Below are 18,566 nucleotides of genomic sequence, written 5' to 3' on the forward strand. Positions count from 1 at the left end.
GCCGAAGCCCGCCCCGCCTGCCGTGCCGAAGCCCGCACCGCCGGCCGTGCCGACGCCGCACCCAGTGCACGAGGTCGCCGCGAATGCCGCGGCGGCGGCATCCGTCGCCGTCACCGCGACCATCGCCACCTCGGCCGGCGCGAAGGCGCCCGGCCCTGCGTCACCCGGCAGCTTCGACGAGCTCGACATCTTCGCCAGGAATTCGCCCGCGCCTTCGCCGACGTCGGCCGCCGCGTTGCCGTCGGCAGCACTGATGCCGACGATCGACGCGGGGCGCGCTTCACGCCGCGACGTGGCGACCTTGGTCGAGACCGAATCGCGCCGCCGCTCGTCGTCGTCATCTGCGTCGTCGGGCTCCGGGCGCCGAACCAACGACCACGCGACGCGCGGTCATGCGCCGCGAGACCCGCGGTCGAACCACACTGGCATCCCGGCGATCCGCAACACGCGACCGACGCGTTCCACGACGGCGGCGGTTGCGGCCACGCCGCGCAAGCGCCGCGGAGGCGCCCGTGTCGCGAGCGTCGTCGCGATGAGCTTCGCCGCGCTGCTCGCCGTCGCGACATCCGTGCCGTCGCTCTCGTTGCTCACCCCCGCCGACGTGCAGGCCATGGCCCTCGAGAGCGTGGCGACCGACGAGCCCGATGCCCAGCACGTCGAGATCACGGGTGGCGCGCTCGCGCAGAGCGTCAACCGCGAGGGCTACAAGGCCCAGTCGATCGAGGAGTACGCCAAGGCGGCCGGCATTCGCGCTGAGGCCACGTTCACGAACAACCCGGCGGGCACGATCCAGTGGCCGTTCGCCGTCGGCGTGCACATCGGCGACCGTTTCGGCTATCGCGACTGCTACGGCTGTTCCACGAACCACGGCGGCCAGGACTTCAATCCGGGCCTCGGTGCCGAGATCCAGTCGATCGCCGACGGCACCGTGGTCGTCGCCGAGAACGGCGGCGGGTCACTCGGCGTCGTCATGATGATCGATCACGAGATCGACGGCCAGAAGGTCACGAGCGTCTACGCGCACATGGAGTACGACTCGATGCGCTTCGCGGTCGGCGACCAGGTGGGCGTCGGCGACGTCGTCGGCACCACGGGCGACACCGGCATGTCCACCGGTCCTCACCTGCACTTCGAGATCCGCCTCGGCGGCGTCGACGGCATGAAGGTCGACCCGCTCGTCTGGCTCTACGAGAACACGAACTGACGGCTCGCTCGCCCACACGTGAACGCCACGTCGGGCTCCGATCGCTCGACCCTGCTCGCGCTCGTGCCATTCATTGGCCGCGGCACCCGGATGCAGGGGATTCACGATTATCCCGGCGCTGGGGCGGGGTATGACCGCGTTTCCCCTGCAGTACTTCACAGCCGATGGGACTCTCGTCCATGCGGGGTTCGACGAGCCCTCCACAGGCGATCGGTGCGGGCCGTTCTCCACAGCGCGTTCGGCGCGCGGTCACAACGCCTCGAACGCGTCAAGACTCACGGGATGACGCTCTCGGACATGGAACCCGCGCGACTCATCCGTGCCAATGGAGGCGTGCTGCCTCGCCGCGCTCTCGAGCAGGCGGGAGTGAGTCGTGGCGTACTCCAGCGGGGAATCGCAAACGGCGCCGTCTTCGCGGTGCGCCGCGGCTGGTACGGCGTACCGGATGCTCCGTCCGCGGTCGTGAGGGCGGTGCGCGTCGGGGGCACGTTGACGGCGGCATCCGTCGCTCGACTCCACGGGCTCTGGACGCTCGACGATCCCATGCTCCACGTGCGCGTGGCGGGTGGTGCGTCGCGGCTCCGATCGCCCCTCGACCGAGCCGTTCCGCTCGAGAAGTCGCACGGCGTCTGCGTCCACTACCGCGAGCGACCGAGTGGGCCGAACGACCTGCCGGCCCGCGACTCACTGCCACGCGCCCTCGCTGAGATGTTCACGTGCGCGGGCTCCCTGGCCGCGATGATCGCCGTGGACTCCGCGCTGAACCTGCGTGAGCTCTCGAGCGCCGGGCGAGCCGAGCTCCGCGCGCTCGTGCCCTCGTCGAAGCGACGACTCATCGACCACGCCGACCCCCACTGCGACTCTGGGCTCGAGACGATCGCGCGGATGCTCCCGAGCGGCAAGCGTCTGTCGCACCGCACGCAGGCGTACATTCCGGGCGTCGGGCACGTCGACCTGCTCATCGGAGATCGGCTCGTCATCGAACTCGACGGCGCAGGCTTCCACATGGACAGGAAGGACTTCGTCGAGGATCGCCGTCGCGGGTTCGAGCTCGTGATGCGTGGCTATCTCGTGGTGCGGCTGACGTACGACATGGTCGTGCACGACTGGGAGCGGACGCGAGGCGACCTGCTGGTGCTCATCGAGCGCGGCGAGCACCGCTGGGGCGCTCGGGCGCATGCCTGGGCGCGCTGACTGGTTGGCGCCTTACATCCGCGCCCCTGGATGCAGGGGATTCCTCGTCATGCCTGCCGCATGAAGGGGTATGACGAGGAATCCCCTGCAGAGTGGGTGCCGCCCGTGCACCGGGCGTCCGTTGACGGATGCTACGGACGGAAGCGGCGACCTGCAGAGCGAGCCAGGCGGCCGCGACGCCCGCAGCTACGCGCGGAGCCAGGCCGTGGTGTCGCCCGGCAGGGTGCGGCCGGTGAGCGCCTCGCTCGCGAGGAGCACGTCGCCGCTGGGCAGCTCCACGGGCGACGCGCCCGTGTTCGCCACGGCGATGACGTCGCCGTTGCGGAGCGCGAGCACGTCGTCGCGGAATCCGGGCAGCCACTCGACTGCGCCCGAGCCGAGGTCGTGCTCACGGCGAAGACGGAGCAGCGACCGGTAGAGCTCGAGTGTCGAACCGTCGGTGCCGCGCTGGCGATCGCGGGCGAGTTCGCGCCACTGCGCGGGCTGCGGGAGCCAGGATGCCTCGCTCGGCCCGAATCCGTAGGACGGCGCGTCGGCCTCCCAGGGGATCGGCACGCGGCATCCGTCTCGCCCATAGCGCTCGCCGTTCGTGCGGAACCACGTGGGATCTTCGCGGGCGTCGTCGGGCAGGTCGATGACCTCGGGCAGGCCGAGCTCCTCGCCCTGGTAGAGGTAGGCCGAGCCGGGGAGCGCGAGCATGAGGGCGGTCGCGGCACGGGCGCGGCGCAGGCCGGCCTCGTACTCGGGCAGGCCCTTCGAGCGGGATCCGAGGCCGTGGCCCTGGGGGTTCGCCTCGGTGACCGAGAGGCGCGTCGCGTGGCGCACGACGTCGTGGTTCGAGAGCACCCACGTGCTCGGCGCGCCGACCGATCCGAAGGCGTCGAGCGAGGCGTCGATCACGTGACGGAGGGCCGCGGCATCCCACGGCGTCTCGAGGTAGGCGAAGTTGAAGGCCTGGTGCATCTCGTCGGGGCGCACCCAGTTGGCCACGCGGGGGAGCGGGTCGACCCACGCCTCGGCGGCGAGGATGCGCTCGCCCGGGTACTCGTCGAGGAGCTTGCGCCAGTCGCGGTAGATGTCGTGCACGCCGTCTTGGCCCCAATAGGGCGCGAGGTCGCCGGGCTCCGAGCTGATCTCGGGCTCGAGGGGAACGCCGGCGGTCACGGCCGCGCCGCCGCCCATGCTGCCGCCGTCGGCGGGCGGGGTGTAGTCGGGCAGGCCGTCGGCCTTGATCATGCCGTGCGCCACGTCGACGCGGAAGCCGTCGACGCCGCGGTCGAGCCAGAAGCGCAGGATGTCGCGGAACTCCTCGCGCACCTCGTCGTTCGTCCAGTCGAAGTCGGGCTGCGAGCTGTCGAAGAGGTGCAGGTACCACTGGCCGGGAGTGCCGTCGGCCTCGGCGACGCGGGTCCACGCGGGGCCGCCGAAGACGGACTCCCAGTTGTTCGGTGGCTCGTCGCCGGCCGGCCCGCGCCCGTCGCGGAAGAGATAGCGCGCCCGTTCGGCACTGCCCGGCCCTGCGGCGAGCGCCGCCTGGAACCACTCGTGCTCATCGGATGAGTGGTTCGGCACGAGGTCGATGATGACGCGGATGCCGCGGGCATGCGCCTCGGCGAGCATCGCGTCGAAATCGGCGAGCGCGCCGAAGCGAGGGTCGACGTCGCAGTAGTCGGCGACGTCGTAGCCGGCATCGCGCTGGGGGGACGTGAAGAACGGCGAGAGCCAGATGGCGTCGATGCCGAGTTCCTGCAGGTCGTCGAGGCGCGAGGTGATGCCGGCGAGGTCGCCCATGCCATCGCCGTTCGCGTCGGCGAACGACCGGGGGTAGATCTGGTAGATCGCGGCGGTGCGCCACCAATCGGAAGTCATCTGCAAACTGTACGACATCCCGACACCTCATGGAAACGCTTGCAGCATCGCGGCGTAACCTGATGGTCACGAAGCTGTATCGATGCTGTCCACGTGGTTTTGGAATAGCGGCGACGCAGGGTATACCTGTAATCGCTTGCATAACGCGAGTACTCCACACGGAAGAACGGCCTTTCGGGCACGGTGCACGGTTCCACGGGAACCGGAACGGGGAACACAGCTCCGTCACCAGGCGAAGGCGCCGGACTCATGCACACTGAGAAGGGCACACACCAATGAGGGTGAATACGAAGAGCCTCCTCGCTGCCGGGGCCGTCGCGGTCGTCGCGACGCTCGGTCTCGCGAGCTGCGCCGCCGGCGACGCCGGCTCCGAAGGCGATGCCGCAAGCAGCACGCTCACGGTCTGGGTCGACGCCGAACGCGTCGACGCGCTGCAGGGGGCAGCCGACGCCTATTCCGAGAAGAACGGCGTCAAGGTCGACCTCGTCGGCAAGGACAACGCCGACATCAAGGATGACTTCATCCAGCAGGTTCCGACCGGCAAGGGCCCCGACATCACGATGGGCGCCCACGACTGGCTCGGCGAGCTCTCGACGAACGGTGTCGTTGCACCGATCGAGCTCGGCGACTCGGCGGGCGACTACCTGCCCGTCGCGATCGATGCCTCCACATACGAGGGCACCGTCTACATGCTTCCCTACGCGGTCGAGAACATCGCGGTCATCCGCAACGCCGACCTCGTTCCCGAGGCCGCCACGAGCTTCGACGACATGATCGCGAAGGGCCAGGCCGCCGGCCTCACCCAGCCGTTCGTCGTCGAGCAGGGCGCAGAGGGCAACCCCTACCACCTCTACCCGTTCCAGACCGCGTTCGGCGCTCCCGTCTTCGGCAGCAACGACCAGGGCTACGACCCCGCCGACCTCCAGCTCGGCAACGCGGGCGGCGAGCAGTTCGCCACGTGGCTCGCGAGCCAGGGCAAGAACGGCACGGGCGTCTTCAACACCGACGTCGACGGTGACATCGCCAAGCAGGCCTTCCTCGACGGCACCGCCGCGTTCTGGCTCACGGGCCCGTGGAACGTGGGTTCGGCCGTCGACGCCGGCCTCAATGTCGCGATCGACAGCGTGCCGAGCCCGACCGCCGAGGTCGCCTCGCCGTTCGCCGGCGTGAAGGGCTTCTTCGTCTCCTCCGAGTCGAAGAACAAGGTCGCCGCGAACGACTTCCTCGTCAACTACCTCGGCACCGAAGACGTGCAGCTCGAGCTCTTCGAGGCGGGCAACGTGCTTCCGGCACTCTCGGCCGCCGCTGAGACCGCGTCGAGCGACCCGATCATCGAGGGCTTCGCCGCCGTCGGTGCCGAGGCCGTTCCGATGCCGGCCATCCCGGCCATGGGTTCGGTCTGGCAGTACTGGGGCATCGCCGAGGCCGACATCATCAACGGTGCCGACCCCGTCGCGACGTGGCAGAAGCTGACGGCCGACGTGCAGGCTGCGATCGGCTAACAACGACGAGCCGCTCCGGGCCGGATGTCGCACCACGGCGTCCGGCCCGGAGCACTCACGTTCGACAGGAAGAGCGAGCAGGATGAGCACCACGATCGACGACGAGGTCACCTCGGAGACCCCGAAGAAGCCGACGAAGCGGCAGCGCCAGGCGGCAGGCATCGCCGAAGCGGCATCCGGTGGGGTGAAGATGCTCCTCGTCAAGGTGCTGCTCCTCGGCATCGTCGACGCGATCGCCGTCTATGCGATCTTCATCCTCATCTCGAGCGAGCAGTGGCTCGTGGCCGCCATCGTCGGCGTCGTCACGGCCATTGTGAACTGGATCTACTTCTCGCGCACGAAGCTGCCCGCGAAGTACCTCACCCCGGGCGTCATCTTCCTCGTCGTCTTCCAGGTGTTCGTGCTCGTCTACACGGGCTACATCGCCTTCACCAACTACGGCACGGGACACAACGGCTCGAAGGAGCAGGCGGTCTCGTCGCTCATGAGCTCGGCGCTCGAGCGCGTGCCCGACTCGCCGACCTACGAGGTCACCGTCGTCGACCAGCTCGGCGAGCTCGGCCTGCTCGTGACCGATCCCGACGGCGAGGCGAGCGTCGGCACGACCGACTCGCCGCTCACCGAGGTCGACGCCGAGATGGAGGGCGGCAAGGCTGTCGCCGTCGACGGCTGGACCACGCTGAACTTCGCCGACGTCATCGCCCGCACCGATGAGATCACCGAGCTCGCGGTGCCCTTCTCCGACGACCCGAACGACGGCGCCATCCGCACGCCCGATGGATCCAGCGGATACCTCTACCTCTCGAACCTCGAGTACGACGCCGCCGCCGGCACGATGACCGACCTCAGCACCGGCACCGTCTACTCCGACCTCGGCACCGGCGCCTTCACCTCCGACGACGGTGAGCAGCTGTTGCCCGGCTGGCAGATCGTGGTCGGCTTCGACAACTTCGTGCGTGCCGTCACCGACGAGCGACTCGCGGGCCCGCTCCTCTACGTCACGCTCTGGACCTTCGCGTTCGCGCTCATCTCGGTCGCGTCGACGTTCTTCCTCGGACTCTTCCTCGCGATCGTCTTCAACGACCTCCGCATGCGAGGTCGCAAGTACTACCGCGTCCTGATGATCCTCCCGTATGCGGTGCCGTCGTTCCTGTCGGCGCTCGTGTGGGCGGGCATGATGAATGAGAGCTTCGGATTCATCAACCAGGTGCTGCTCGGCGGGGCATCCGTTCCCTGGCTCACCGATCCGGTCGTCGCGAAGATCTCGGTGCTCGTCGTCAACCTCTGGCTGGGCTTCCCCTACATGTTCCTCGTGTGCACGGGAGCGCTGCAGTCGATTCCCGAAGAGCTGCAGGAGGCCGCGACGGTCGACGGTGCAAGGCCGTGGGCGGTGTTCCGGCTCATCAAGCTGCCCCTCCTGCTCGTGAGTGTCGCGCCGCTGCTCATCGCGTCGTTCGCGTTCAACTTCAACAACTTCAACGTGATCTACATGCTCACCGACGGCGGGCCACGGGACTCGAGCGCGCCGATCCCGGTCGGCTTCACCGACATCCTGATCTCGATGGTCTACAAAGTGGCCTTCACCGGCCAGTCGCGTGACTACGGTCTCGCGAGTGCGTACTCGATCATCATCTTCATCGTCGTCGCGGTGATCTCGGTCATCGCCTTCCGTCGCACCAAGTCGCTCGAGGAGCTGAACTGATGGCCGCGCAGCAGCCCGTTTCCGGAACGCCGATCGGCCTCGTCGCCGGTGAGATCGACGAGTTCGCGGATGCCTCGACCCGGGCGAGTACCGCCCTCGGCGCTCCCCGCCGCATCCAGCCCCGGCGGCCGTTCAACTTCGGCCGCTGGTTCGCGGCGACCGGCTGGCGCCACGTCGTGGGCGTCGTGATGGTGGCCTTCTCGCTGTTCCCGATCATCTTCGTGATCTCGTCGTCGCTCAACCCGCGCGGCACGCTCACCGGATCGAACGCCCTGTTCTCGAAGATCGGCCTCGACAGCTACGTGCGAATCCTCTCCGACCCGCAAGTGCCGTTCACGACGTGGTTCGGCAACACCCTCCTCATCTCGGGCATCACGGCCGTGGCCACGGTGTTCCTCGGGGCGCTCGCGGCGTATTCCTTCTCGCGCATGCGGTTCACGGGGCGGCGCTTCGGCCTCATCTCGATCGTCGTCGTGCAGATGTTCCCGCAGCTGCTCGCCGTGGTCGCGATCTTCCTGCTCATGAGCGCGATCGGCGACTGGTTCCCGGCGATCGGCCTCAACACGCACGTCGGCCTGATCATGGTCTACCTCGGCGGTGCGCTCGGCGTGAACACCTATCTCATGTACGGCTTCTTCAACACCGTGCCCGCGTCGATCGACGAGGCCGCGAAGATCGACGGAGCCGGCCATGCCCGCATCTTCTTCACGATCATCCTGCGGCTCGTCGCGCCGATCCTCGCGGTCGTGGCCCTGCTGTCGTTCATCGCGTCGGTGAACGAGTTCGTCGTGGCATCCGTGCTCCTGATCGATACCGAGCAGCAGACGCTCGCCGTGGGCCTCACGAAGCTCGTCTCGAACCCGCGCTACGCCGACTGGAGCGCCTTCTCGGCCGGCGCGGTCATCGCCGCGCTGCCCGTGGTCGCGCTGTTCCTCTTCCTGCAGAAGTACATCGTCGGCGGCCTCACGGCCGGTGCCGTCAAGTAGGCGACGCGAAGCGGATGCCGCGGCACCCCCGGTTCTCCTGCCCGAAACCTGCGCGTGGAAAGGTGGGGGAATGCCTTCGCGACTGACGCCGCACCACGACGGATCCCCACTGCACGTCTCGACGCAGACGCCCGCGCTCGGCGAGGTCGTTCGCGTGCGACTGCGCGTGCCGGCCTCGTTCGGGCCGCTCACGTGGGTCGGCACGCGATCGAACCCGAACCGCGAGCCGCAGTTCTCCGAGGCATCCGTCGTCGGGTCTGCCGATGGCTGGCAGTGGTGGGAGGCGGCCATCGAAGTCGCGAATCCCGTGCACGGCTACCGGTGGCTGCTCGTCGGCGCCGACGGCCGGCAGTACTGGCTGAACCAGGTCGGGCTCTTCACGACCGAGACGCGCGACCACGACGACTTCCGCCTCGTCGCGCACGAGCCGCCGCCCGAGTGGGCGGCGTCGAGCGTGCTGTACCAGGTGTTCCCCGACCGGTTCGCGAGGTCGGATCGCGCAGAGGCGCGTGAGCTGCCCGAGTGGGCGATCCCGGCGGAGTGGAGCGACCCCGTCGACGGCGACCCGCCCGGCCGCTCGCAGCAGTTCTACGGCGGCGACCTCGATGGCGTGCGCGAGCACCTCGATCACCTCGAGCAGCTCGGCGTGAACCTGCTCTACCTCACGCCCGTGTTTCCCGCGCGATCGAACCATCGCTACGACGCGTCGACGTTCGGCGAGGTCGACCCGCTGCTCGGCGGCGACGACGCGCTCGTGCGGCTCGTCGAGGAGGCGCACCGCCGCGGCATCCGTGTCATCGGCGACCTCACGAGCAATCATTCGGGCGACGCGCACGAGTGGTTCAAGGAGGCGCAGGCCGACCCGGCGTCGCCCGAGCGTTCCTTCTATTACTTCCGCGATGAGGCAGACGGCGGCGGCTACGAGTCGTGGCTCGGCGTGCCGAGCCTGCCGAAGTTCGACTGGAGCTCGACCGAGCTGCGGCGCCGGTTCATCGAGGGCCGCGATTCGGTCGTCGCGCGCTACCTCGCCCCGCCGTTCAGCCTCGACGGCTGGCGCATCGACGTCGCGAATATGACCGGCCGGCTCGGCGCTGAAGACCTGAACGCCGAGGTGCGCCAGACGATCCGCCGCACGATGCTCGACGTGAACCCCGACACGATCCTGCTCGGCGAGTCGACGAACGATGCGGCGAGCGACTTCCAGGGCGATGCGTGGCACGGGGCGATGACGTACACGCCGTTTACGCGGCCGCTCTGGAGCTGGCTGCTCGAGCCGGGCAGTGCGGGCGGCGGCGGCATCGGGTTCGCCAACGCCGCGGTGCCGTCGTACACCGGCAGCGACTTCCTCGAGGCGCACATTCGGTTCAGCGCCGGGTTCCCGTGGCGCACGCGGCTTGCGACCATGAACGCGCTCGACACCCACGACACGCCGCGCTTCCGCACCTCGGCTCGGCCGGGCACCGTGCCCGTCGCACTCGGACTCGCGGTGACACTGCCGGGCATCCCGGTCGTATGGGCCGGCGACGAGTTCGGGCTCACCGGCGTCGACGGCGAGGAATCGCGTACGCCGATCCCGTGGGGGAGCGAGGCAACGCCCGAGGTCGCGCCGGTGCTCGAGACGTACCGGTCGCTCTTGCGCCTGCGCCGCGACCACCCCGTGCTCGCGACCGGCGGCATCCGCTGGCTCGCGGTCGGCGACGACGCCGTGGCGTTCGTGCGCGAATCGGCCGACGAGCGGTTGCTGGTATTCGCCGCGCGGGGTGCTGCGACGCTCGAGCTCGCGGCAGAGACGGTCGAGGTGACGACGGATGCCGCGGCGCCGCTGTTCGGCGATGCCCGGCTCGAGGCATCCGATGGTCACGTGCACCTCGGTGCCGACGGTGCGAGTTTCACCGCGTGGCGACTGCCGGGGGTGAGCGCGCCTACCTGGTGACCCGGGATGGTGGCCCGGCCCGATAGCATGGCGCGACCGAACCCACCTGCCGCTGGAGCCCCATGGACACCCCCACCTCGATCGTTCCTCCCGCCGCACCGGCGGCCGCACTCCCCGTGCCGTACGGAGGTGCGCCGGCAAGCCCTCCGCAGAACGTGCTCGCATGGGTGAGTCTCGGCCTCGCGTTGGGCTTCGTGTTCTTCAGCGTGCTCACCTCGATCCCGGCGATCATCTGCGGACACATCGCGCGAGCGCAGATCCGTCGCACCGGTGAACAGGGCGGCGCAGCGGCGCTCACCGGGCTGGTCCTCGGATACGTGTTCACGGCGCTCACCCTGGCCGGAATCGCCGTGTTCGTGACGTTCTTCATCGGCATCGCGGTCGCCGCTGGCGCCACCAGCACCGTGTGACCGCCGGTTCGGAGGAGTACCCGCGAAGTGATATCCTCGTACGGTTGCCGGTTGCGGCAGCGCGCCCCGATAGCTCAGTGGTAGAGCACTTCCATGGTAAGGAAGGGGTCGTCAGTTCAATCCTGACTCGGGGCTCTGGTTCTCTCGGCTCGCGCCGTGAAACCTGCCCGGCGGGGTAGCTCAGGTGGTTAGAGCACACGGCTCATAATCGTGGTGTCGCGGGTTCGAGTCCCGCCCTCGCTACTTCGAACTTCGGTTGACCAGGGTTTCTTGTCCTAGATAGAAGGACAGGACTCGATGAGTTCAACGATTATTCAACGTTTATCCGTCAGCGACCGCGTTCGGCGGGCTTCTGTGGAGAAGGTGTTCGGCCCGTCCCGGGTCGCTTGGGGTGATCTGGCACACCTACGGGTATGGACATCGAACGCCTCTCAGGACTCGGCCTGGAGCCGATTCTCACGACGAGCGAGCTCGCCGAGTATCTCGGCGTGCACGTGCAGGCGATCTACGACCTGCGCGCCGCCGGCCGGGGGCCTGCCGGCATCCATGTCGGACGCGAGATCCGTTACCGGGTCTCCGATGTCCACAGCTGGATGGACCGACTCCACGAGCCGGAACCCAGCCCCGCGAATCGTGCGGGGTGACCGCTGATGGCCGGCCGACCGCGCCTGCCGATCGGCACCTTCGGCGAGATCAAGGCGAATCAAGTTGGCCAGGGACGGTTCCGTGCCTACACGCGCTTCCGCGACTGGGACGGTCGAACGCGGCAGGTCACCGCGAGCGGTTCGAGCCGGAGTGTTGCGAAGACTGCGCTCAAGGTCGAGCTTGCCGGGCGCATGCGCGTCGGTGATGCTGGTGATTCGCTCCGGGCGGACTCACCGTTCTCGGTTCTCGCGGAGGCCTGGCTCGAAGACTTGCAGCTGGACGTGGATCGGTCCGATGGCACCAAAGAGGTGTACGAGCGTGAGCTGCGGAGCCTTGTACTGCCGTTCTTCGAGCATTTCACTGTTCGCGAGGTGACTGTCGGCCGTGTCGAGCGGTATCTGAGGGCACAACGTGCGCAGTCGTACGCGCGCGCGAAGCACTCGCGCACCATCCTGAGCATGGTCATGGCCCTCGCGGTGCGGCGAGAGGTCATCCCGCGTAACCCCGTCAAGGAGACGTCGCGACTGAAGAAGCCGAAGCACACCCCGAAGGCCATCACGCCGGAGCAGATCACCGCGATTCGTACGGCGGCTCGCGAGTGGCGGACGGGCGACGATGTGAAGGGCCCGAGACCAGACGGACAGGTGAGGGATCTCATCGAAGTGATGCTCGGTACTGCAACACGCATCGGCGAGACGCTCGCGTTGAGGAAATGCGACGTGGACATGACGGCGGATCCGCCCCGAGTTCACGTCAGCGGGACGATCGTCGTGCGCAAGGGCGCCGGCGTGCTTCGTCAGTCGCACCCCAAGACCGATGAGTCGAACCGGCTCGTTGCCATTCCGGCATTCGCAGCGGAGGTCATTCGCCGAAGGCTGGCATTGATCGCCGGCGAGGATGGAGAGCACCTGCTCTTCTTCACCAAGAAGGGCACGCCGCTCGCACCGCACAACGCCAGACGCACGTTCCGCGACATCCTGAAAGACGCAGGCCTCGAGGGCATGGAGATCACTCCCCACGCATTCCGTCGCACGGGAGCCACGCTGCTCGCGAATGAAGTTGGCATCGAGACGGCCGCCGACGTGCTCGGGCACACCTCGACGTCGACGACAAAGGAGCACTATGCGGAGCCCGATCGCTCGGTCAACCCAATAACGGCAACAGTGCTGCAGCGCCTGGCGCCACGATCATGAACATGGTGGGCTCAGCTCGACCCGCGAGTCACGATTCGCTTGGACAACGTTCGACCGCCTGTCTGGCCTCGTCGAGAGGCGGTCCTGATCGCAGGCTGGCGAGTTCGGGCGTCCAGTGCGACCTGGGGCGACTGAGGCGCGCGTCACGCACGACACGGTGGTGCCGAATCGGCCGCACCGTGTGATCTGGGGTTTCCCGCTGTCGAATGAACTCGCGCGGTGTCGATTTGTCGTGCCGGCGATTGCCGCGCCAAGCAGAAAACCCCTGATTCTCTCGCGTCGGCGCTTAGCAATCACGCTCATGTCAAGTAGGTGCTCAACCGCTCCCACGAGCAAAAACGTGCGCATCTGTCGTTGAGAGAAGCGGCCAGCCTGCAACTTCTCAGCCACGGAAGAACGCCACGCCTCTTGCAGATCGAGGGTGCGCACCTTCTCGGCGATGACGGGGGTGGCGCGGTGACGGTGTCGATGCGGGTGATGAGTGCTGGCGACGGGTTCCGGTACCTGTTGCGCACGGTCGTAGTCAACGATGGGGAGAGGTCGATGTCGACGCCGTTGACTCGTTACTACGGTGCGAAGGGCACGCCACCAGGGCGCTGGATGGGTAGCGGACTTCCCAGCATCGGTGCCGGCGTCATTGCGGAGAGTGACGAGGTCACTGAATCGCAGTTGCAGTTGCTCATCGGGATGGGCAGGGATCCGGCCACCGGGAAGCCACTCGGACGCGCATATCCGACCTACGAGCACTGCGACCGGCGGCGTCGTGCGGTTGCCGGGTACGATTTCACGTTCTCGATTCCGAAGTCGGCGAGTGTCCTGTGGGGGATTGCGGATGCTACGACGCAGGAGCGAATTGTGCGTGCGCACCAGGCTGCGGTTGCGCAGGCGCTGGCGTTTCTGGAGCGGGAGGTTGCGGCCACACGCACCGGTGCAACATCTCGCGATGGGGCCGTTGCGCAGATCGATGTCACTGGCGTGGTTGCGGCGGCGTTCGATCATTTCGATAGTCGGGCGGGCGATCCGCATCTGCACACGCACGTCGTGATCAGCAACAAGGTGCAGGCCGTGCTCGCGATCGCGCGGCGAAAGTGCTCGGTGCGGATGCCTCAAGCTGGGCGCACCCTGCAACCGCGAACCCTGCACAGCGGGTGCTGCGAGCGGATGATGTGCCTCTCGTCCAGATCGCCGCACTCGGCGCGAGGGTCACGGCGGCGGTGAGCGAGAAGCGCGCGACCTGGCGGCACTGGAACCTCGCCGCTGAAGCGGCCCGCCAGACCATGGGTTACCGATTCGGCACGGCATCTGACCGCGAAGCAATCATTGGGCTCGTCACTGATGCCGCCGAACGGAGGTCGTTGCGACTCACGCCGCCGGAGCTTGCGTCGAGCCCGGCAGCCTTCCGACGGGAGGACGGAACCTCGGTGTTCCGCCCGAAGCACTCCACCGTGTTCACCTCGACAGCGCTGCTCGACGCTGAGTCCCGGTTGCTGGACCTGGCCGCTGACGAGTCGGGCGCACGCCTGGCGCCGACGGCGTTGCGGGAGGTCGCACGGAAGCGACTGCCAGGCGGGGGAGTGCTCGCCGACGACCAACTCCAGGCACTCGCGAGGATTGCCGGCTCTGGCCGTGTCGTCGACGTGCTCGTCGGCCCAGCCGGTGCGGGCAAGACGACCGCGATGAAGGCCCTCCGCCACGCCTGGGAACAGGTTCATGGTGGAGCATCCGTGATCGGCCTCGCGCCGTCTGCCGCCGCCGCGCATGTCCTCGCCGAGGATCTTGGCATCGCGACCGAGAACCTCGCGAAATGGTGGCATGACCATCAGACAGACGGCGAGACCTTCCGGACCGGGCAGCTCGTGATCGTCGACGAGGCGTCGCTTGCCGGCACCCTTCCACTCGACCGCGTCGCCACACTCGCCGCACAGGCGGGAGCGAAGGTGCTGCTCGTCGGTGACCCGGCTCAACTACAGTCGGTCGACGCAGGCGGTGCGTTCGCCCTGCTTGTCAACGACCGGCACGACGCGCCGGAACTTGTCGACGTGCACCGCTTCGTGAACGAGTGGGAGAAGGCGGCATCACTCGGTCTGCGTCGCGGTGATCCTGAATCGGTCGACCGGTACCTCGCGCACGGCCGGGTGCGCGAGGGCGACACCGATGCGATGGCGGATGCCGCGTACTTGGCCTGGCGGGCAGATGTCCGGGCTGGTCGGGCGACGGTGCTGATCAGTGACTCGAACGACGCGGTCGCCGCGCTGAACCAGCGTGCTCGTACCGAACTCATCCTCGATGGCCGCATCGATGCGCTCCTCGAGCTTGACCTGCACGACGGCACCCGAGTCGCAGTCGGCGACGCGATCATCACCAGGCGCAACGACCGCGGGCTGCGCGCGGGGCGGCGGTGGGTGCGCAACGGCGACCGGTGGACGGTCGTCGCGGTGCATCGCAACGGGTTGCTCGAAGTACGGCGGCCCGAGCATCGATGGGGGAGCACGGTGGTCCTGCCCGCCGCGTACGTTCGGCAGCACGTCGAGCTCGGATACGCAGTCACGTCCTACCGTGCTCAGGGCATCACGACCGACACGGCGCACGTCGTCGCTGCCCCCGGGATGACCAGGGAGAACTTCTACGTTGCGATGACCCGTGGCCGGGAATCGAACACCGCCTACGTCGCCATCGATCGCCCGGATGTCGCGCACGTCGGCCCGCGACCCGGTGATGACGGGGAGACGACCGCACGGAGCATCCTGTTCGGTGTCCTGCAGCATGAAGGCGCCGAGCTCTCTGCGCACGAGACGCTGACGGCGGAGCAGGACGCGTGGGGCTCGATCGTCCAACTCGCGGCCGAGTACGAGACTATCGCGGCCGCCGCGCAGCACGACCGATGGGTAGCGGTGATACGTGCGTCCGGGCTCACGCCCGGGCAGGCGGATGCGGCGATCGAGTCGGATGCCTTCGGGCCGTTGACGGCGGAACTGCGGCGGGCCGAGTCGCATCACTTCGAAGTCGAGCAACTGCTCGCGAGCGTGGTTCGCGTGCGTGGGTTCGAGGACGCGGCGGATGTCGCGGCAGTACTCCACGCGAGACTGGCAGCCGCCGTCGCACAGGGTGCCGGCGCGCACGCCGTTGCCGGCCGGGCGCGGCGGAGACCTCGTCTGATCGCCGGTCTCATCCCACAGGCAGTCGGCCCGATGGATGCCGAGATGCGGCGCGCCCTGCACGAACGCGCCAAGCTCATCGAGTCACGTGCCCGAGCCATCCTGGACCAGTCATTGGTCGCGGGGGAGGCGTGGACTCGGGCTCTCGGCCAGCCGCCGAACGCAGACACAGCTGCCGCGGCTGCGTGGCGTCGTCACGCGCGCACGGTCGCGGCGTACCGCGACCGGTACCGCGTCGTCGGCACGTTGGCGCTCGGACCCGCACCGGAGGCAACAGCGCAGAAGCTGGATGCCGCCTGCGCCAACGCCGCGCTGGTGGCCAGTCGACAGCTGTCAGACCGGGGCGCCGCATCTGCCGCGCCAGGTTCAATTGTCACGGCGTGGGTTCCGCCTGTCCGTCGTGAGTTCTAGCCCTTCTCCTAAGGCAATCTCTCTTTCGCCCCGTCGCTCGTTGCGATGGTACTTAAAGTGGCCCGAAGAAGCCGGCGGCGATAGTCGCACCGGTGAACCCCACCATGCGCCGATCCACCCGCGGCCGCCCCGTCGCCTTCACCTTCGGGGACAGCGGCCCGATCGGAGCCCAGGATTGCGGCAAGCTGCCCGACGTCGCGACGCGGCCTCCGATCTCCGGGTCAGGCCCGGCCGTGCGAACTGCGGGAGCGACGGGCGACCGCATCGAGCGAGACCGCGATGAGCACGACGGCGCCGGTGACCATATAACGGATCGACGAGTCGAGGTTGAGCAACGTCAGGCCGCTCGAGATCGACTGGATGACCAGAATGCCGAGCAACGCCGCGAAGGCCGAGCCGCGCCCGCCGAACAGGCTCGTGCCGCCGATCACGGCGGCGGCGATCGCGTTGAGATTCACGTCACCGCCGCCGCTCGACTGCGCGGCCGATGCGAGGCGCCCGGCCGCGAGCAGCCCGCCGACGGCTGCGAGGGTGGTGCAGGCGATGAAGGCGGTCGTGTAGACCGCGGTGATGCGGATGCCGGAGCGTCGCGCCGCCTCGCGGTTGCCGCCGACCGCGAAGAGCGAACGGCCCCAGCTCGTGCGGGTCAGGGCGTAGTTCGCGAGCAGCACGAGTGCGACGAAGAAGACGACCATCCAGCCGACCCCACGCGCCTGGTAGAGGTACCAGACTGCGAAGGTGAGCAGTGCCGCGAGCAGCCCGGCGCGGATGAGGGTGAGGCTGAGGGCGGGCGCCGAGAGTCCCGCGTTGCGGCGGATGCGGGCGCGAAGCAAGCCGCCGACGAGCACCGCCGCCGCGGCGAGCGCAACGAGTGCGTACGCGAGCCATTGCGGTACGAAGGCGAGCTGACCGAAGTGGACGAGGGGCGAATCGAACGGCAAATTGATCGTGCCCTTCGGACCGAGCACGAACAGTTGGAGTCCGAGGAAGCCGAGAAGCCCCGAGAGCGTGATGACGAACGAGGGGACGCCGATCCGGTTGTAGATGAAGCCGTAGGCGAAGCCAATCAGGACCGCGACGCCGACCGCCGCCGCGATCGCGAGCGGCAGGGGCCAGCGGTTGTCGATGAAGTTGATCGCCATGATCGCGGCGGCGAGGCCGCTCACGGATCCCACCGACAGGTCGATCTCGCCGACGAGAAGCACGAACACGATTCCGAGCGCGATGACGCCGACAGGGGCGGATTCCATGAGCAGGTTCGTGAGGTTGCCGCTCGAGAGGAAGTACGGGTTCAGGATCTGGAAGATGGTCCAGATGATCGCGAGGCCGGCGATGACGGGCAGGAACCCGAGGTCGCCGCCGCGGATGCGGTCGATGCCGGCACGGATGGCTCCACCCATGCCGGTGTCGGCACGGAGCCGCTCGTCTTGGAGATCGGTGGGGATCGGGGGGATTGTTGTGGTCATCGTTCCGCGTCCTCGGTGGTGATGGTGTGCGTGGTCGGGGATGCCGTGTCGCCGCGGGAGCGGCGTCTGCTGACGGCGTTGTCGGTTGCGCCGGTGATGGCGGAGATGATCTCCTCGGTCGTGACGTCGCCGACTCGGAACTCGCCGTTGTTGCGGCCGAGTCGCAGTACGACCACGCGGTCGGCGACGGCCTTCACGTCTTCCATGTTGTGGCTGATCAGGATGACCCCGTGGCCGCGTTCCCGCAGACGCTCGACGAGGTTCAGCACCTCCGCGGTCTGCGCGACGCCGAGCGCCGCGGTGGGCTCATCGAGGATGATGAGCTTCGGATCGCCGAGGAGCGAACGAGCGATCGCGACGGTCTGGCGCTGGCCGCCCGACAGCGACGCGATCGGGATCCGCACCGAGGGGATCTTTGCCGAGAGCTGTCGGAGCAGTTCCCAGGCGCGCACCTCCATGCCGACTTCGTCGAGCTGGAACGGGCGGCGCTCGCGGCCGAGGAAGAGGTTCTGCACGACGTCGAGGTTGTCGCAGAGGGCGAGATCTTGGAACACGGTGGCGATGCCCCGCTCGAGTGCGGCCATCGGCGTCGGGAGGGTCACCCGCTCCCCGCCGAAGTCGATCGTGCCCGAGTCGGGTGCGTGCACGCCCGAGAGCACCTTGACGAGGGTCGACTTTCCCGCGCCGTTGTCGCCGACGATCGCGACGACCTCGCTCGAGGAGACGTCGAGGTCGATGTCAGTGAGGGCAGCCACGGCTCCGAAGCTCTTCGAGATCCCCCGCAGGGAGAGGACGGTGTGGAGATTGGGGCGCGCGCCATCCGGCGCGGCCGCGGTGTCGGTTGCGGTGGTTGCGTTCACGGTGTGACCTCTTCGTCGGTGCAGTGCGGTGGCTCG

General features: G+C 68.2%; 14 protein-coding genes, 2 tRNA genes and 1 pseudogene. 13 read left to right on the forward strand and 4 right to left on the reverse strand.

The window, feature by feature from the left end; genetic code table 11:
* Nucleotides 1-372 (reverse strand): annotated as a pseudogene (locus tag ESP51_RS20500) (hypothetical protein); the annotation flags it as partial.
* A 160-nt stretch (nucleotides 373-532) separates the two neighbouring features.
* Here ESP51_RS20500 and ESP51_RS20505 point away from each other — a divergent pair.
* A complete protein-coding gene (locus ESP51_RS20505) occupies nucleotides 533-1,204 on the forward strand; it encodes a M23 family metallopeptidase (protein WP_164990381.1) in 672 nt (223 codons plus the stop codon).
* A 282-nt stretch (nucleotides 1,205-1,486) separates the two neighbouring features.
* Nucleotides 1,487-2,398, forward strand: coding sequence for a DUF559 domain-containing protein (locus ESP51_RS03270; protein WP_164990382.1), 912 nt, complete (start codon nucleotides 1,487-1,489; stop codon nucleotides 2,396-2,398).
* Nucleotides 2,399-2,584: 186 nt separating this feature from the next.
* Here ESP51_RS03270 and ESP51_RS03275 read toward each other — a convergent pair whose 3' ends face one another.
* The gene (locus ESP51_RS03275) at nucleotides 2,585-4,267 is read right to left on the reverse strand and encodes a glycoside hydrolase family 13 protein (protein ID WP_129519466.1); all 1,683 of its coding nucleotides are present in this window, start codon (nucleotides 4,265-4,267) and stop codon (nucleotides 2,585-2,587) included.
* A gap of 275 nt (nucleotides 4,268-4,542) precedes the next feature.
* Between ESP51_RS03275 and ESP51_RS03280 the strand changes: the two genes are divergently transcribed.
* From ESP51_RS03280 to ESP51_RS03325, 11 genes are all read left to right on the forward strand, one after another.
* A complete protein-coding gene (locus ESP51_RS03280) occupies nucleotides 4,543-5,769 on the forward strand; it encodes a sugar ABC transporter substrate-binding protein (RefSeq protein ID WP_129519467.1) in 1,227 nt (408 codons plus the stop codon).
* An 82-nt stretch (nucleotides 5,770-5,851) separates the two neighbouring features.
* Nucleotides 5,852-7,471: an ABC transporter permease subunit gene (locus ESP51_RS03285; RefSeq protein WP_129519468.1), complete on the forward strand. Its 1,620-nt coding sequence runs from the start codon at nucleotides 5,852-5,854 to the stop codon at nucleotides 7,469-7,471.
* A complete protein-coding gene (locus ESP51_RS03290; protein ID WP_129519469.1) occupies nucleotides 7,471-8,457 on the forward strand; it encodes a sugar ABC transporter permease in 987 nt (328 codons plus the stop codon). The genes ESP51_RS03285 and ESP51_RS03290 overlap by 1 nt, the downstream gene beginning before the upstream one ends.
* Nucleotides 8,458-8,527: 70 nt before the next feature.
* The gene (locus tag ESP51_RS03295; protein WP_129519470.1) at nucleotides 8,528-10,390 is read left to right on the forward strand and encodes an alpha-amylase family glycosyl hydrolase; all 1,863 of its coding nucleotides are present in this window, start codon (nucleotides 8,528-8,530) and stop codon (nucleotides 10,388-10,390) included.
* 62 nt (nucleotides 10,391-10,452) lie between these two features.
* The gene (locus ESP51_RS03300; protein ID WP_129519471.1) at nucleotides 10,453-10,800 is read left to right on the forward strand and encodes a DUF4190 domain-containing protein; all 348 of its coding nucleotides are present in this window, start codon (nucleotides 10,453-10,455) and stop codon (nucleotides 10,798-10,800) included.
* 63 nt (nucleotides 10,801-10,863) lie between these two features.
* Nucleotides 10,864-10,935: transfer RNA gene (locus ESP51_RS03305), tRNA-Thr, on the forward strand.
* A gap of 34 nt (nucleotides 10,936-10,969) precedes the next feature.
* A tRNA-Met gene (locus ESP51_RS03310) sits at nucleotides 10,970-11,043 on the forward strand.
* A gap of 170 nt (nucleotides 11,044-11,213) precedes the next feature.
* Entirely contained in the window at nucleotides 11,214-11,444 is a 231-nt protein-coding gene (locus tag ESP51_RS03315; RefSeq protein WP_129519472.1) for a helix-turn-helix transcriptional regulator, read from the forward strand.
* Between the two features lie 6 nt (nucleotides 11,445-11,450).
* On the forward strand, nucleotides 11,451-12,638 hold the full coding sequence (locus tag ESP51_RS03320) for a tyrosine-type recombinase/integrase (RefSeq protein ID WP_129519473.1): 1,188 nt from the start codon (nucleotides 11,451-11,453) through the stop codon (nucleotides 12,636-12,638).
* A 312-nt stretch (nucleotides 12,639-12,950) separates the two neighbouring features.
* On the forward strand, nucleotides 12,951-13,856 hold the full coding sequence (mobF, locus tag ESP51_RS21285) for a MobF family relaxase (protein WP_479683763.1): 906 nt from the start codon (nucleotides 12,951-12,953) through the stop codon (nucleotides 13,854-13,856).
* A complete protein-coding gene (locus ESP51_RS03325; RefSeq protein ID WP_479683764.1) occupies nucleotides 13,805-16,204 on the forward strand; it encodes an ATP-dependent DNA helicase in 2,400 nt (799 codons plus the stop codon). Before mobF ends, ESP51_RS03325 begins: the two co-directional genes overlap by 52 nt.
* Nucleotides 16,205-16,425: 221 nt before the next feature.
* On the opposite strand, the gene ESP51_RS03330 is transcribed toward ESP51_RS03325, so the two are convergent.
* A complete protein-coding gene (locus tag ESP51_RS03330; RefSeq protein ID WP_129519474.1) occupies nucleotides 16,426-17,670 on the reverse strand; it encodes a sugar ABC transporter permease in 1,245 nt (414 codons plus the stop codon).
* The gene (locus ESP51_RS03335; protein ID WP_241842962.1) at nucleotides 17,667-18,455 is read right to left on the reverse strand and encodes an ATP-binding cassette domain-containing protein; all 789 of its coding nucleotides are present in this window, start codon (nucleotides 18,453-18,455) and stop codon (nucleotides 17,667-17,669) included. Before ESP51_RS03335 ends, ESP51_RS03330 begins: the two co-directional genes overlap by 4 nt.
* Between the last annotated feature and the right edge of the window lie 111 nt (nucleotides 18,456-18,566).

Source organism: Agromyces albus, from assembly GCF_004134825.1.
GTDB lineage: Bacteria > Actinomycetota > Actinomycetes > Actinomycetales > Microbacteriaceae > Agromyces > Agromyces albus.